The 14,368-nt window shown below is 74.1% G+C and carries 11 protein-coding genes and 1 pseudogene; 4 read left to right on the top strand and 8 right to left on the bottom strand.

The window, feature by feature from the left end; all coding sequences use genetic code 11:
• Positions 1-151: 151 nt before the first annotated feature.
• Together ACFXHB_RS32035 and ACFXHB_RS32030 are read right to left on the bottom strand one after the other, a co-directional pair.
• Positions 152-1,474 (bottom strand): annotated as a pseudogene (locus tag ACFXHB_RS32035) (tyrosine-type recombinase/integrase).
• Positions 1,474-1,623, bottom strand: coding sequence for a helix-turn-helix domain-containing protein (locus ACFXHB_RS32030; RefSeq protein ID WP_380578189.1), 150 nt, complete (start codon positions 1,621-1,623; stop codon positions 1,474-1,476). The pseudogene ACFXHB_RS32035 and the gene ACFXHB_RS32030 overlap by 1 nt, the downstream one beginning before the upstream one ends.
• Positions 1,624-1,848: 225 nt before the next feature.
• Between ACFXHB_RS32030 and ACFXHB_RS32025 the strand changes: the two genes are divergently transcribed.
• Positions 1,849-2,586, top strand: coding sequence for a (2Fe-2S)-binding protein (locus ACFXHB_RS32025; RefSeq protein ID WP_380578188.1), 738 nt, complete (start codon positions 1,849-1,851; stop codon positions 2,584-2,586).
• A gap of 93 nt (positions 2,587-2,679) precedes the next feature.
• Here the strand turns inward: ACFXHB_RS32025 and ACFXHB_RS32020 are convergent, their stop codons facing one another.
• Positions 2,680-3,432 carry a FadR/GntR family transcriptional regulator gene (locus ACFXHB_RS32020; protein WP_380578187.1) on the bottom strand — a complete coding sequence of 251 codons (753 nt, stop codon included), beginning with the start codon at positions 3,430-3,432 and terminating at the stop codon, positions 2,680-2,682.
• A 174-nt stretch (positions 3,433-3,606) separates the two neighbouring features.
• Between ACFXHB_RS32020 and ACFXHB_RS32015 the strand changes: the two genes are divergently transcribed.
• Positions 3,607-5,130, top strand: coding sequence for an APC family permease (locus ACFXHB_RS32015; RefSeq protein WP_380578186.1), 1,524 nt, complete (start codon positions 3,607-3,609; stop codon positions 5,128-5,130).
• Between the two features lie 142 nt (positions 5,131-5,272).
• Here ACFXHB_RS32015 and ACFXHB_RS32010 read toward each other — a convergent pair whose 3' ends face one another.
• From ACFXHB_RS32010 to ACFXHB_RS31990, 5 genes are all read right to left on the bottom strand, one after another.
• Positions 5,273-6,340 carry a hypothetical protein gene (locus tag ACFXHB_RS32010; RefSeq protein ID WP_380578185.1) on the bottom strand — a complete coding sequence of 356 codons (1,068 nt, stop codon included), beginning with the start codon at positions 6,338-6,340 and terminating at the stop codon, positions 5,273-5,275.
• A 228-nt stretch (positions 6,341-6,568) separates the two neighbouring features.
• A complete protein-coding gene (locus ACFXHB_RS32005) occupies positions 6,569-8,194 on the bottom strand; it encodes an alpha-amylase family glycosyl hydrolase (RefSeq protein ID WP_380578184.1) in 1,626 nt (541 codons plus the stop codon).
• A gap of 199 nt (positions 8,195-8,393) precedes the next feature.
• Positions 8,394-9,050: a bifunctional 4-hydroxy-2-oxoglutarate aldolase/2-dehydro-3-deoxy-phosphogluconate aldolase gene (locus ACFXHB_RS32000; protein WP_380578183.1), complete on the bottom strand. Its 657-nt coding sequence runs from the start codon at positions 9,048-9,050 to the stop codon at positions 8,394-8,396.
• A 131-nt stretch (positions 9,051-9,181) separates the two neighbouring features.
• A complete protein-coding gene (locus ACFXHB_RS31995; RefSeq protein ID WP_380578182.1) occupies positions 9,182-10,807 on the bottom strand; it encodes an amidohydrolase family protein in 1,626 nt (541 codons plus the stop codon).
• Positions 10,807-12,111 carry an alanine racemase gene (locus ACFXHB_RS31990; RefSeq protein WP_380578181.1) on the bottom strand — a complete coding sequence of 435 codons (1,305 nt, stop codon included), beginning with the start codon at positions 12,109-12,111 and terminating at the stop codon, positions 10,807-10,809. Before ACFXHB_RS31990 ends, ACFXHB_RS31995 begins: the two co-directional genes overlap by 1 nt.
• A 123-nt stretch (positions 12,112-12,234) precedes the next feature.
• Here ACFXHB_RS31990 and ACFXHB_RS31985 point away from each other — a divergent pair, with 123 nt between their 5' ends.
• Positions 12,235-13,554, top strand: coding sequence for a sugar kinase (locus ACFXHB_RS31985; protein ID WP_380578180.1), 1,320 nt, complete (start codon positions 12,235-12,237; stop codon positions 13,552-13,554).
• Complete coding sequence (locus tag ACFXHB_RS31980; RefSeq protein WP_380578179.1) at positions 13,551-14,303, top strand: IclR family transcriptional regulator; 753 nt, start codon at positions 13,551-13,553, stop codon at positions 14,301-14,303. Before ACFXHB_RS31985 ends, ACFXHB_RS31980 begins: the two co-directional genes overlap by 4 nt.
• Positions 14,304-14,368 lie beyond the last annotated feature (65 nt).

The following is a 14,368-nucleotide window of genomic DNA, read 5'->3' as shown; positions in this document are numbered from 1 at the left end:
CTCGGACTCGCCCACAACGGCACCACCTGGCAGATCGGGGCTGCCGCCTGACGGCGGCAGCCCCGATCACACCAAGATCTTCATCAGCGTTCTAGAAACCGCCACTCCGGCGGGGCTTCTCGCGGTCTTGACGGCAGTAGTTGAGGCAACGTCAGCGGACGGGGGCTCCGCAAAGTGGTGGGTCGTTGCCATCATCGGGGTTGGTAGCGGCCCCCGAGGAGGTGCCAAGGGCGCGGCCGAGGAGGTTGATGGCGTCGCGCTGGAGGCGGAGGCGAACATGAGCTTAGACAGTGGCGGTCACGCCGATGTGGGCGTGGCCGAGAAGTTCCTTGATGACGACGAGTTCGACGCCTTGCTCCAGGAGGAGGGTGGCGGTCGAGTGCCTCAGGTCGTGGAACCGGATCGCCCGGAGGTGGGCGCGGCGGAGGAGCGCGTTGAAGTGGCGGGTGAGGGTGGCGGGTTCGATGAGGTGCCCGTCGGGCCGGGTGAATACGTACTTGCTGTCCGTCCAGTTCGCGCCCGCGCTCTGCTTCTCCTGGGCCTGCTGGGCGCGGTGGGCGCGCAGTGAGGCGACGCAGGCGGCCGGGAGGGCGATGCGGCGTTCGGAGCTGATGGTCTTGGTTGGCAGGGTGGTCAGGCCGCTGCTGTTGGTGCGCTGGAGGGTGCGGCGGATGGTGGCGGTGCTGGCGTCCAGGTCGAGGTCTTCCCAGCGCAGGCCGAGGAGTTCTCCCTTGCGGAGTCCGGTGCGGAGGGCGAGTTCGAACAGGGCGTGCAGGCGGTGGCCCTGTGCGACGGCGAGGAAGGTGCGGGCCTCGTCGGCAGTGAGCGGGTTGAAGCGGCGCGGCCGGGGCGTCCCGGTGCGGACGTTGCGGGCGACGTTGCGCGGGATCTCTTCCTCACGCACGGCGTGTTCCAGGGCCGACTTGAGTACGGAATGGATGTAGGCGAGCGTCAGCGGTGAGAGGTGCTTGCGGCAGCACTTGCCGATGGCGCAGCAGCGCGGCCGGCGGTCGGCCTGCGCGTCTGGCCTGCGACGGGCGTCGATGCCACGAGCGCAGCACTGGCAGACGGTCCGCAGGCCGTTCAGCCAGGTGCGGATGTCCTTGGCGGTGAGCTTGGCGAGCTTCTTCTTGCCGAGGCCGGGGATGAGGTACTGGTTGGTGCAGGCGGTGTAGCGGGTGTGGGTGGTCTCGCGGAGCTGGTGGACGGCGACGTTGTCCAGCCAGTACGTGAGATAGGCGGCCAGACTCCCTTGGGCGGAGACCACGGGGACGCCGCGGTTGCTGGTGGCGATCTTCTCGGTGAGCTTGGCGAGGGCTACTTTGCGGGTGGTGCCGTAGACGCGGACTCGCTTGCGGCTGCCGCCAGGGGCGAGGACGTATCCGGCGGCTTCCCAGCGGCCATCTTTGCGCTGGTAGACGGTGCCGTTGGCGCGGACGCGGCGGGAGGCGGGGGCGTCGCGGGGCATGGTCATCAGGCGGCGTCCTGTTCCAGTCGGGTGCGGATGAAGTCGTTGAGGGCGCGGGTGGGGATGCGGCGGGAGCCGCCGAGGGTGAGGGAAGGGAGGTGCCGGGTGCGGCGCAGGTCGTAGACGGTGGAGTGGCCGAGCTGAAGGCAGGCCATGACCTGGGGCCGTCAGCAGGTCTTCGGCCGAACTCGGAACCGTGAGCGACGTGGGTCATCAAGAGCCACCGCCCGGCCGTGGCCGTGACCGCTCGGCGCGGTAGCGTTCATCGCTGCCACCACCGGCACCGTCACCGTCCCGCCGGGACCGCGCCCCCGAGGAACCCCGATGACCGACGACCGCCCGCCCTCCGGCTGCCCGCAGGTCCACCGGGTGGCCGGCCGATGACCGGCGCCGTGCCCGACTACGGCCGGCTCGCCGCCGTCGGGCCGTATTTCGCCCTGGACGCCGCCGCCTCACCCGGCGAGGCTCCGCCGGCCGGGTTCCGGCCGCTGCGCGAGCTGTACGCGCAGGGGCCGGACGCGCCGCTGGCGGAGCGGGTCCGGGTGGTGGCCCGGCGGCTCGGCACCGCCGAACTCCGGGTGGCGGCGTCGATCCTGCACCTCGGGCTGGCCGCCCGGTTCTGCTCGGTGGGCCTCGGCTCCGCCGTCCTGCTGGGCACCGTGCCGACGCTGGATCCCGACCGGGCCCGGGTGCGCGTCCCCGAGCAAGGCCCGATCGAGCTCTGGACGCCGTACGAGCCGCACGAGCCGACCGAGGCGTACGAGCCGCACGAGCCGCACGAGCACCCGGCCGACCGACTCCACCAGGTGCTCGTCCAGGGCCAGTTGGCGCCGCTCGCGGCCGCCGTCCGGGCCGCCGTGCCGCTCGCCGGCAGGCTGCTCGACGGCAATGCCGCCTCGGCGCTGGCGGGGGCCCTGCGCATGGTCGAGCCCCACGCGGCCCCCGGTCGGGCCCGCGCCCTCGTCGCGGAGCTGCTCCGCCGGCCACCGCTGGCCGGTACCGGGGCGCTGCGCACCGCCGGTTTCCGGCGGACCAGTTGCTGCCTCTACTACCGGGTCGGCCCGGGCGCGGGTGTCTGCGGCGACTGCTGCTTCGACAGCCCTCCTCGTCGCGCCTGATCCCCTGCCCCGCGAGGGGGCGAGCGACCGGCCGCGCGATACCTCTCCTTTCGGAGGTCAAGCCCGCGACGGTCGGCGGCCCACCGCCCGGGCTCAGTCGTCACCGAGCCGCAGGCGGCCGCGGACGAGGTGGCGCACGCAGGCGACGGTGTGCGCCTCGGCCGCCGCGCGGGCTCCCGGTCCGTCCCCGGCGACCACCGCGACCAGGATCTCCCGGTGCTCCTCGACGAGCCGCTCCCGGTCGGGGGCGTAGGGGGCAGGCAGCCAGAGCACCGGAGCGAGCTCCGCCTGTAGCCGGACGGCCAGCCGGGTTAGGCGTGACGACTGGGCGGCGACGGCGAGTTCGAGGTGGAAGCGGGTGTCGGCGCGCCGCCGTTCGGCCGGGGTCGCGGCCTCCCGCAGCAGGGCGACCAGATGGGTGAGGCGGGCGGCGAGGTCGGCGGGCGCGGCGCGTTCGGCGGCCAGCCGGGCGGCGGTACCGGAGACGGCGAGTTCCTCGTCGCCCAGGTCCCGCAGCTCGACGGTCCCGAGTGCGCGCAGCCGGGCCAGTTGGCGGGCGACGGGCTCCTCGGCCGGGGTGCGGACGAAGCTGCCGCCCCGGCGCCCGCGCCGGGTCTCGATCAGCCCGGTGTCGCGGAGCAGGGCGAGGGCCTCGCGGAGGGTGCCGTTGGCGACTCCGAGCCGCTCGGCGAGATCGTTCTCGCTGGGCAGCTGCTGACCGTCCGTCACCAGTCCGAGGGCGATCACCTCGGTGATCCGGCGGGCGACGGCATCGGCCCGCCCGAGGTCGGTGAGCGGCGCGAGGACGGTGGTGAGCAGCGGTGTCGCACTCTCGATGGTCGTCACGGCGAACCTCCCCGAGCGCCGTCCTGGCGCGTGGCCCGACGGGGTGGACGTGGCCGGCCGGGCACTCTTGCCGATGAACACTCAATCTCGTAGGTTTCCCGCACCCCCTCCCCGAGCGTCACGTCACGACACCTCACGACACCTCACGACATGTCACGATCCCAGGAGCCGGTCATGACCGATGCCAGCGCACGTGCCGCCGCCCACGACGGCCGGTCCGCTCCTCCCCTGCCGCCGGACGCCGACGCTCAGCGGCTGGCTTCGCTCGGCTACACCTCCGAGTTCAGGCGCGACATGAGCCCGTGGGCCAACTTCTCCCTCGGATTCACCTATCTCTCCCCGGTCGTCGGCGTCTACACACTCTTCGCCGCCTCCCTCGCGACGGCCGGCCCGCCGATGATCTGGAGCTTCCTGATCGCCGGGGTGGGCCAGTTGCTCGTCGCCCTGGTGTTCGGCGAGGTGGTCGCCCAGTACCCGGTCGCGGGCGGCGTCTACCCGTGGTCGCGCCGGCTCTGGGGGCGCAAGTGGGGCTGGATGACCGGCTGGGTGTACCTGGCGGCGCTGATGTCCACCATCGCGGCCGTCTCCTACGGCGCCGGTCCCTACGTGGCCGCGCTGTTGGGCGTCGAGCCGAGTACCGCGACGACCGTGTGGTGCGCGCTCGGCCTGCTGCTGCTCGCCACGGTGGTCAACCTCGGCGGGACCAAGGTGCTCTCGGCGGCGGCGGTGTTCGGCTTCACGGCCGAACTGCTCGGGGCGCTCGCGGTCGGCGGCTGGCTGTTGATCACCCACCGCCACCACGGGCTCGGCGTGGTCCTCGACCGGTTCGGCGCGGCCGAGGGCGGCTCGTACACCGATGCCTTCCTGGCCGCCGGGCTGATCGCGGTCTTCCTCTACTTCGGGTTCGAGGCCTGCGGCGACGTGGCCGAGGAGGTCCGGGACCCGGGCCGGCAGATCCCCCGGGCGATGCGGCGGACGATCTACGTCGGCGGCAGTGCCGCGATCGGGGTCAGCCTGGCCCTGGTGACGGCGGTCCCCGACATCGGCGCGGTGGTCTCCGGCGCCGAGACCGATCCGGTGACAGTGGTGCTCCACGACGCCTTCGGCGCCACCGGCGCCCGGGTGGTGATCGGCGTGGTGCTGCTGTCCTTCCTGTCCTGCGTGCTGAGCCTGCAGGCCGCGGCCAGTCGTCTGACGTACGCCTTCGCCCGGGACCGGATGATCGTCGGCAGCCGGCTCCTCGCCACCGTCTCCGACCGGCTGCGCGTGCCGCCGTACGCGCTGCTGCTGGCCGCCGCGTTGCCGGGCGTGATCATCGTGTCCGCCTCGGCGCTCTCCGGCGGCGCCCTGACGAAGATCATCTCCTTCTCCAGCATCGGCATCTACCTGGCCTTCCAGATGGTGGTGCTCGCCGCGCTGCGTGCCCGGCTGCGCGGCTGGCGGCCCGACGGCCAGTACCGGCTGGGCCGTTGGGGCCTGCCGGTGACGATCGGCGCGCTGGTGTACGGGGTCGCGGCCATCGTCACCATCTGCTGGGGCCGCACCCCGGAGGCCGCCTGGTACGACAACTACCTGGTGCTGCTCACGGCAGTGGTCGTGCTCGCCGCCGGCGGGCTCTACCTGGTGGCGGCCCGACCGCACCTGCGCGGCGACGCGCCGTCCGGCGACGCGCTCGCCGGCTCCCCCGCAGCCGACTGACGGGCCCGCGCGAACGGCCGGCCCGCGCGGCGCGCGCAGGCAACCGGCCCGCGTCCGGCCTGTCCGGGGCCGGGCGCGGGCCGCCGATCCCCACCCGCCGCCGATGCCCGTGGCGGCGGGTGAAGCCTTCCGACGGTCACGGTCAGACCGCGACCGCCTCCTCCAACTCCTCCGCCGACTCCTCCTCGGCCGCCGCGGCCTTCCGGTCGCCCAGCACCCGCGCGCGCTTCTCGTACCCGGCCGCGCCGGCCATCACCGCGCCGCCCAGCAGCAGCCAGAGCGCCAGGGTCAGCACGTGCCCGCCGAGGCCGGCGCCACCGTCGAAGTACAGGACGCTGCGGGCACCCTCCATGAAGCCGGCGCCGGTCCAGAACCCGTGCAGGCCGCCGAAGAAACCGTTCTGCAGCTCGGGCCGGTAGATGCCGCCCGAGGTGGTGAAGTTCAGCATCACGAACAGCACCATCATGGTCAGCGTGGTCCAGCGCTTCAGAAAGCTGTGCAGGCCGATGCCGATCGCGACGACACCCGCCGAGTACAGCCAGCCGAGGGCCCAGACGGCCGCCAGATCGTGGTCAACGACATGGAAGACCGGTCCGGCGGTGACGATGCCGATCACGCTCACCGCCAGCGAGACGGCGAGGCCGACCAGGGCCCGGATCCACAGGGCGAGCGCGGCGCCCGCCACGCCGATCACGGCGACGCTCGCGTAGGAGCCGATGCTGAGCGCGACGAGCAGGAAGAACAGGCCCTGACCGGTCGGATCACCCTTGCTGGGCGTGGTCAGGTCGGTGACGGCCAGCGACACGCCCTGCCGGTCGGTGACGTTCTGGAAGACCGCCTCCGCCGCCATCGCCGAGGTGTCGGACCCGCCCTTGGCGACGAGGAGTTCGGGGCTCCGGGCGTCCGGCAGGAACGCGCCGACCAGCCGGCGCTCGCGCAGTTGCTGCTCGGCGGCCTCCCGGCTGGGCAGGGTGCTGACGTCGAGCGCCGGACCGGCCTTCGCCCGGACGGCGTCCGCGAGCCCCTGGGCCTGCGCGGAGGTACCGACGACGGCGACCTTCAGATGGTGCGGCTCGGGCTGGTGGAACGCGCCCTGGTAGGCGAGCGCCATGCCCAGGCACATCAGCAACGGGGTGAGGAGGTGAACGGCGAGGTGCTTGAGCGAGTGCCCCAGGGCGGGCGCTGCGGCGGTGGTCCGGGGTGAGCTCATGGCGTTCGTTTCGTCCTTCGGTACCGCATCCGATAAAGGATGGTAAATGCAACCATCTGGATGCAGTATGCAACTACTTTCGGCATGGGCGGAACCGGGCCCGCACAGGCGGGACCGGGCCCGCGCGGGACGAGCCGGGACCTCACCCGGCGCGGCTCACCCCGACCGGCCCCACCCCAGCAGGCCCCACCCCAGCAGGCTCACCCCCACCGGCCCACCCTCACCGCCTCACCCCAGCTCGAACACCCCGTACGAGAACCCGTCCGCCCGCAGCTCGCCGTCGACCACCCGCACCCCCTGCACGTCCAGCGGCCGCACCCCGCCCCGGCCGCCGACGCCGGCCGCGCCGCTCACCCCGTCCGGCAGCGCCGACCCGAGCGGCACCGCACCCGGCTCCCGGCGCGGATTGACCACCACCAGGTACCGCCCCGCCCGGGTGTACACCAACGGGTACCCGGCACTGCGAACCTCGACCGTGCCGCCCGCGCCGAGCCCCGGGTGCGAGCGCCGGAGCGCGATCAGGCGCCGGACGGTGTGCAGCAGCGAGGTCGGGTCGGCCCGCTGGGTGGCGACGTCCGGGCGGTGCGGATCGGGGTCGACCGGCAGGTAGAGCCGGTCGGCGGGCGCGGTGGAGAAGCCGGCGTTCGCCCCGGGCTCCCACTGCATCGGCGTGCGCGAGCCGGCCCGGTTGTACCGCGGGCCGAGCACGCTGCCCTCGACGTCGGGCAGTCCGGGCAGGTACCGCATTCCGATCTCGTCGCCGTAGTAGACCGCGGGCAGGGTGGGCCAGGTGAGCTGGAAGGCGAAGGCGGGGGCGAGTTGCTCGGCGGTGCGCGGGCCGGTGGCGAGCCGGGAGAAGTCGTGGTTCGCGGTGGGAAGCGCGATGTACCCGGCGCCTTCGGTGAGTTCGGCGGCGTCGCGCCAGGCGTCGAGGAAGACCTGCGGGGTGCCGCGGCCCTCGGCCTCGAAATAGCAGGGGCCCTGCTTCCAGTGCTCCTCGACGGTGCCGGCACCGTTGTTCCAGAGCGAGCGCAGCGGCAGGCCGTGGTCGGCGCCGCCGAACTGGAGGAAGAAGTCGGCGTGGAAGCCCGCCGCGACGGCGGTGGCCGGGTCGCCCCACTCGGCGAGCAGCGCGGCCCGCGGGTGGGCGCGGTCGAGCCAGTCGCGCAGCCCGGTCCAGAGCTTGGCGGTCTCGACGAACCCGGGGTCGTCCTTGACCAGCGAGGAGGCCATGTCGACGCGGAAGCCGGCCAGGCCGAGGTCCAACCAGTGCGCCATGATCTCGCGCAGCGCGGCGCGGTTGGCCCGCGGACCGTCGGCGTCCACCGCCTGTCGCCAGGGCTGGTCCGAACGGCCGCGCGCATAGCCGAAGTTGAGCGCTGGCTGGCATTCGAAGAAGTTCGGCCGGTACCAGCCGGGGCGGCTGCCGGGCGAGGCGGCGAAGCCGTCCACCGGGCGGTCCGACCAGATGTAGCGGTGGTCGCCAGGGTCCTCGGCGGCGGCCAGGAACCAGGGGTGCCGGTCGGAGGTGTGGCCGGCGACCAGGTCGAGCAGGATCCGGATGCCCCGGCGCCGCGCGGCCTCGACCAGCGCGGCCAGGTCCTCGGTGGTCCCGTAACGGGGCGCGGGCGCGAGGTAGTCACTGACGTCGTACCCGGCGTCGCGGAAAGGGGAGTCGAAGCAGGGGTTCAGCCAGACCGTGTTGACGCCGAGCCAGGCGAGGTGGTCGAGACGCTCGGCGACGCCCGCGAAGTCGCCGATGCCGTCGCCGTCGGAGTCGGCGAAGGTCTGCGGATAGATCTGGTAGAGGACGGCGTCGGCCAGCCAGTCGGGGCCGGGGCGGGTCGAGGTCATGGGTGGAGCCTCCTGCCGGGTGCCGGGGTCCGGGCGCCGGGGTCCGGATCCACCGATTCTCGTCCAATCCCGGCCGTCCCGACAGTCCCCGTCCGGCACTTCCCCCTCGCCGAACCCCGACTCCCGGCCCCGCCCCCGAAAACCGCCTACCGACGTCGACCGCCGACCGCCGACCGCCGACCGCCGACCCGCCCCGGACCTACCGCCCCCGGCCCGCCGACTCACAGGCCTGGGTGAACACCTTGGCGCGCCGGGTGATCTCGGCCCAGTCCCCGGCCGCGACGACCTCCGGCGCCACCACGTCCGTCCCCGCGCACACCGCGAGCGCGCCCTGCGCGAGGAACTCCCCCGCGTTGCCCGCGTTGACACCCCCGGAGGCGACCAGCGGGACGTCCGGGTAGGGTCCGCGCAGGTCCTTGAAGTACCCGGGCCCGAACGCCTTGGCCGGGAAGATCTTGACGGCGGCGGCGCCGAGGTCCACGGCCTGGGCGACCTCGGTGGGGGTGAGCGCGCCCAGCACCACCGGCACCCGGGCGGCGTGCGCGGCCCGTGCCACGTCCGGCCGGAGCCCGGGGGTGACCAGGAACGAGGCGCCGGCGGCGATTGCCTCCTCGGCCTGCGCCGCGGTCAGCACGGTACCGACCCCGACCCGCCAGCCCTCCCGCGCCGCGTGCCGCAGATGGGTCGTCACATCCGGTGTGGTGTAGGTGAATTCGGTCAGGTTGATGCCGCCCTCGGCGAGCGCGGCGCAGAGCGCGACGGCGTCCGGTATCCGGGGAGCGCGGACGACGGCGATGACGGGCGAGGCGGCCAGCACCGCCCGCAGGCGGGCGAGCAGCGGAGGCGAGGGGTTCACCGCACTCGAACTCACGGCACTCGGATTCACAGGGCTCGGTTCTACAGGGCTCGGATTCACAGAGCCGGGGTTCACAGGGTTCGGATTCACAGGGCTCGGGTTCACAGGGCTCGGATTCACAGGGCTCGGGTTCATAGCGCTCGGGTTCCTCGATCGGTTCGGCGCAGGGCGCGCCCGGGCCGGGCGCCCGTGGTACGGCCCTGCGCGACGACGGCGGTGCCGTTGACGTAGACGTACTCGATCCCGACGGCGGGCCGCCGGGGTCGCTCGAAGGTGGCGCCGTCCTGGACGCGTTCGGGGTCGAAGAGCACCAGGTCGGCGTGGAATCCGGGAGCGATCCGGCCGCGCCGGTCCAGCCCCAGCCGGGCGGCCGGCCGGCCGGTCATCCGGGCGATCGTCTGCTCCAAGGTCAGCACCCCCAACTCCCGGCTGTAGTGCCCGAGGTAGCGGGGGAACGTCCCCCAGGCGCGGGGGTGCGGCCGGGCCCCGACCAGCAGTCCGTCGCTGCCGACGGTGTGCGCGCGGTGGCGCATGATCGCCCGGACGTTCTCCTCGTGGCCGACGTGCTGGAGGATCGTGGTGGCCAACTCGTCCCGGCGCAGCAGGTCCAGGAAGACCTCCGTCCCGCTGCGGCCCTGCTCGGCGGCGAGTTCGGCGACGGTCCGGCCGACCGCCCCCGCCAGCTCCGGGTCACGGACGCCGGAGAGCTGGATGGTCGCCCAGTCGGTGACCACCCCGTGGCAGCCGTCGCTGCCCTTCTCCTCCACCTCGTACCGGATCCGCTCGCGCGCGTCCGCGTCGCCGAGCCGGGCCAGGGTGGCCTGCGGGCCGCCCTCGGTGGCCCATCCGGGCAGCAGGGCGGCCAGGGTGGTGGAACCGGGCAGGTAGGGGTAGCTGTCCAGGGTGAGGTCGATGCCGTCGGCGAGTGCCCGGTCGACGAGGTCGAGCAGTTCGCCGGCCCGCCCCTGGTTGACGCCGAAGTTCATCGTGGCGTGGGTGAGGTGCAGCGGGCAGCCGGAGCGCCGGGCGATCTCCACCATCTCGGCATAGCCCTCCAACGCACCCGCTCCGTAGGAGCGTTGGTGCGGCGCGTGGTAGCCGCCGTACTGGGCGACCACCTGGCAGAGCGCGACCAGTTCGGCGGTGTCGGCGTACATCCCGGGCGTGTAGGTCAGACCGCTGGAGAGGCCGACCGCGCCCTCGACCAGCCCCTGGGCCAGCAGTTCACGCATCCGGTCGAGTTCGGCGGCGCTCGGCGCCCGGTTCTCCCAGCCCATGGCGAGCATCCGCAGCGAGCCGTGCGGGACGAGGTAGCAGGCGTTGACCGCCGGACCGGTCCGGTCCAGCCGGTCCAGGTATCCGCCGACGGTGCGCCAGTCCCAGTCGAAGCCCTCCGGATCGCCGTTCCAGCCGGCGATCTGCCGGCGCAGCGCCGCCAGCGTGCGGTCGTCCACCGGTGCGTACGAGAGCCCGTCCTGGCCGAGGACTTCGCAGGTGACGCCCTGGGTGACCTTGGCGGGGTGGTCGGGTTCGAGCAGCAGGGCGAGGTCGGAGTGGGCGTGCATGTCGATGAAGCCGGGGGCCAGCACCAGGCCGTCGGCGTCCACCTCACGGGCGGCGCCGAGGCCGTGCCCGATGTCGGTGATCCGCCCCTGTCCGATCCGGACATCGGCCCGGTACCGGTCGGCCCCGGTGCCGTCGACGACGGTGGCCCCCTTGAACACGAGGTCGCCGCCGCCCATGAGATGACGTTCCATCAGAAATAGGTCCTGACCAGGCCGGTGACCTTCGGCTCGGCGGCGGAGGCGTCGTCCAGCACCGGGATCAGCGTCCACTTGTCGAAGGCGGTGCACGGGTGGGAGACCCCGAGCCGCAGCACGGCGCCGATCGGCGCGAGGTCGCCCGCGTCGCGCAGGAAGGCGTGCTGGTCGTTGAGCGCGGTGATCCGGGCCGCCGTTCCGGTCAGCACCGCTCCGCCCCGGACGCGCTGCGGTTCCGGCAGGCCCTCGTCGAAGGGCAGGTCGCGCTTGCCGGCGTCGAGCAGCGCCAGCTGCGGCTCGGGCCGGGAGACCACCCGCGCCCAGCCGTGCAGCGCGCCGCGGAAGGAGGCTGGGCCGGCGCCCCGGACCAGGGGCGAGATCCCCCGGTAGAAGCCGTCGTCGTGGGCGATGTAGGCGCCCGAGCGCAGCACGACGGCGGCCTCCGGCAGCGCGGCCAACTCCTCGACCACCAGGTCGAAGTAGGCACTGCCGCCGGCCGTGACCATCGGCCGCGCCCCGTCGGCGTAGGCGCCGGCCAACCGTCCGTGCAGCTCGGCGAGCGCGCGCAGATAGCCGCGGACGGTGGCCAGTCCGTCGGCGGTCGCGTCGTGGGCCAGCGCGCCCTCGTAGCCGCCGATGCCCGCCAGTCGCAGCGTCGGCGCGCGCCGCACCGCGTCGGCGACCTCGACCGCCGCGTCCACGCCCCGCGCTCCGGTGCGCCCGCCGGGGCCGCCGAGTTCGACCAGGACCTCGACCGGCCGCTCGGCTCCGGCCGCGCGCAGCGCCTCGTCCATCAGTCGGACGCTCTCGGTGGAGTCCACCCAGGAGACGAAGGCGAACGAGGGGTCCGCGGCCAGCTCGGCGGCGAGCCAGCCGAGCCCGGCGGGGTCGAGCAGGGTGTTGGCGAGCAGGATCCGCCGGACGCCGAACGCCCGCGCCACCCGGACCTGCGGCAGGTTGGCCAGGGTGATGCCGTGGCTGCCGGCGTCGAGCTGCGTCTGCCAGAGCGCGGGCGCCATCGTGGTCTTGCCGTGCGGGGCGAGGGCGACGCCCGCCTTGGCGCACCAGTCGGCCATCGTCCGCACGTTGTGGTCGAGCGCGGCGGCGTCCAGGGTGAGCAGCGGGGTGCCGAACCCGGCGAGGGTGGGACCGGTGGCGAGGTAGTCGCGCACGGTCGACCCCCAGGCGGCGGGCGGCAGCGCCTTGAAGCGCCAGTCGAGCACCTCGTCGGCGAGGGCTGCCACCGCGCCGGCGTCGATGCCCGGCCCGGTGCCGCTGCTTACGAAGGTCTGGTCCACCATCTTCTCCTTACGTGTTGCAACATGTGCAACGAGGGTTGCACATGCTGGCATCACGGTTCTAGCATCGGCGCCGGACGAAGGTCAACGGAAACGGTCACCCGCAGCACACGAGGAGCCCACCAGATGCCCCGACAGGACGCCGCCGTGAGCTCGGGCACCCCGCCGCTCGACAGCCCGACGGTGGACCGCCCGGCGGCACGGGGCGGACACGCGCCACGGGGCGGACACGCGCCACTCGGCGGACAGGCCGCACCCGGCGGACGGGCGGCCCAGGCGCCCGCGCCGGAAGCGCCGGCCCGGGACGGAGAGGCCGCCTCCCCGACGGCGGTCTGCGTGGGCGAGTCGATGGCGGTCCTGCTGCCGGACCGCCCGGGCCCGCTGGAGGCGGTGGAGAACTTCCACCTCTCGGTCGGCGGCGCGGAGTCCAACGTGGCGGGCGCCCTGGCGGCGCTCGGCGTGTCGAGCGCCTGGATCAGCCGGGTGGGCGACGACGGCTTCGGCCGCCGCCTGGTCGGCGAGGTCGCCGCGCGCGGGGTGGACGTCTCGGCGGTCGCCGTCGACCCGCACCGTCCGACCGGCCTCTACCTCAAGGAGGTCGGCGGCTCCAGCGGTGCCCGGTACGACCTCGGGCCCGGGCGCAGCCGGCTGCACTACCACCGGCGCGGGTCCGCCGCCTCCGCGCTCTCCCCCGCCCTGCTGGAGGACCCGGCCGCCGCGCGGCTGCTGGCCGGCGCCCGGCTGCTGCACCTGTCCGGGATCACCGCGGCCCTGTCGGACGACTGCCTGGCCCTGCTGCGCGCCCTGCTCGCCGAACGCCGCCCCGGCCGGCTGACCAGCTTCGACCTGAACTGGCGCCCCGCGCTCTGGCTCGACCGCGACCCGGCCGTCCTTCCCCCGCTGCTGGACGCGGCCGATCTGCTGCTGCTCGGCGCCGACGAGGGCGAGGCCGCCTTCGGCACCGGCGACCCGCTGGCGCTGCGCCGTCGCTTCCCCTCCCCCGCCACCGTGGTGGTCAAGGACGCCGCCCGCACCGTCACCGCGCTGGAGCGGGACGGCGCGGCCGTCACCGAGCCGGCCCTCGCCGTCGAGGTGGTCGAGGCCACCGGAGCGGGCGACGCCTTCGCCGCCGGTTACCTCGCGGCCACCCTGCGCGGCCTGGACCAGCGCCGCCGGCTGCGGCTCGGCCATCTCAGCGCCGCCTGCGCGCTCACCGCCCACGGGGACCAGGCCGAGCTGCCGCCCGGACCGGTGGTCGCCGCACTGCTGAACGCCTCCCCGGGGGAGTGGGCCGCCACCCGCGTCTCGGCGGATGGCATCGTGTCCCCCGTACTGCCCGCGGCGGTGCCGCCCGGGCCGGTCCCGTCCGCGTCGGCGGGGTCGGCGACCGGGGGCGGGGCCCCCGACCACCGACCGGCCGCCTCCCCGGCCCTTGGAGCACGATGAGCCAGACCGTCACCCGCGCCCTGCGCATCCTCGCCGAACTCGGCGAGGGCGAGCGCTCCCTGGACCAGCTCGCCGAGGTGCTCGGCGTGCACAAGACCACGGTGCTGCGGCTGCTCCAGAGCCTCGAAGAGGAACGGTTCGTCTACCGCGACCAGACCTACCGCTATCACCTCGGCGCCGGTCTCTTCGCCCTCTCCGGCCTCGCCCTGGAGCAGCGCGGCGTCCGCCGGATCGCCGCCCCGCACCTGGCCGAGCTGAACGCCGCCACCGGCCAGACCGTGCACCTGGCCGCGTACGAGGGCGGCGAGGTCGTCTACATCGACAAGTACGACTCGCGGCACCCGGTCAGGATGTACTCGCGGATCGGCCTGCGGGCGGCCCTGCACAGTGCCGCCGTCTCCAAGGTGCTGCTCGCCGACCTGCCGGTGCCCGAGCGGCGCCGGGTGGTGGCCGGCATCGACTTCACCCCGCACACCGCCCGCACGCTGACCACTCCCGAGGCGCTGCTCGCCGAGCTGGACAAGGTCGCGGCCCAGGGCTGGGCGCAGGACCACGCCGAGCACGAGGCCTTCATCAACTGCGTGGCCGCGCCGATCCGGGACGCCAGCGGACGGGTGGTCGCCGCCGCCTCGATCTCCGTCCCCGATGTCGTCCTCCCCTACGAGCAGGTCCTGGAACTGCTGCCCCAACTGCTCGCCACCACCCGCGCCGTCTCCGCCGACTGCGGACAGACCCCCCGGACCGGCTGACCCCCGGACCGCCTGACCCACCGAACCGCCTGCCACCGCGAACCGACCGACCCGTCGGACCCGCC

The sequence above is a fragment of the Kitasatospora sp. NPDC059327 genome (genome assembly GCF_042752535.1).
Lineage (GTDB): Bacteria > Actinomycetota > Actinomycetes > Streptomycetales > Streptomycetaceae > Kitasatospora.
The sequence above is the reverse complement of the archived record's forward strand: the minus strand, read 5'-3'. Positions and strand labels throughout refer to the sequence as shown.

Coding starts and splice junctions, on each gene's coding strand:
- ACFXHB_RS31980 (WP_380578179.1), top strand. CDS start 13,551: ATGAGCCAGACCGTCACCCGCGCCCTGCGCATCCTCGCCGAACTCGGC.
- ACFXHB_RS32030 (WP_380578189.1), bottom strand. CDS start 1,623: ATGGCCTGCCTTCAGCTCGGCCACTCCACCGTCTACGACCTGCGCCGC.
- ACFXHB_RS32010 (WP_380578185.1), bottom strand. CDS start 6,340: ATGAGCTCACCCCGGACCACCGCCGCAGCGCCCGCCCTGGGGCACTCG.
- ACFXHB_RS31985 (WP_380578180.1), top strand. CDS start 12,235: ATGCCCCGACAGGACGCCGCCGTGAGCTCGGGCACCCCGCCGCTCGAC.
- ACFXHB_RS32015 (WP_380578186.1), top strand. CDS start 3,607: ATGACCGATGCCAGCGCACGTGCCGCCGCCCACGACGGCCGGTCCGCT.
- ACFXHB_RS32025 (WP_380578188.1), top strand. CDS start 1,849: ATGACCGGCGCCGTGCCCGACTACGGCCGGCTCGCCGCCGTCGGGCCG.
- ACFXHB_RS32005 (WP_380578184.1), bottom strand. CDS start 8,194: ATGACCTCGACCCGCCCCGGCCCCGACTGGCTGGCCGACGCCGTCCTC.
- ACFXHB_RS31995 (WP_380578182.1), bottom strand. CDS start 10,807: ATGGAACGTCATCTCATGGGCGGCGGCGACCTCGTGTTCAAGGGGGCC.
- ACFXHB_RS31990 (WP_380578181.1), bottom strand. CDS start 12,111: ATGGTGGACCAGACCTTCGTAAGCAGCGGCACCGGGCCGGGCATCGAC.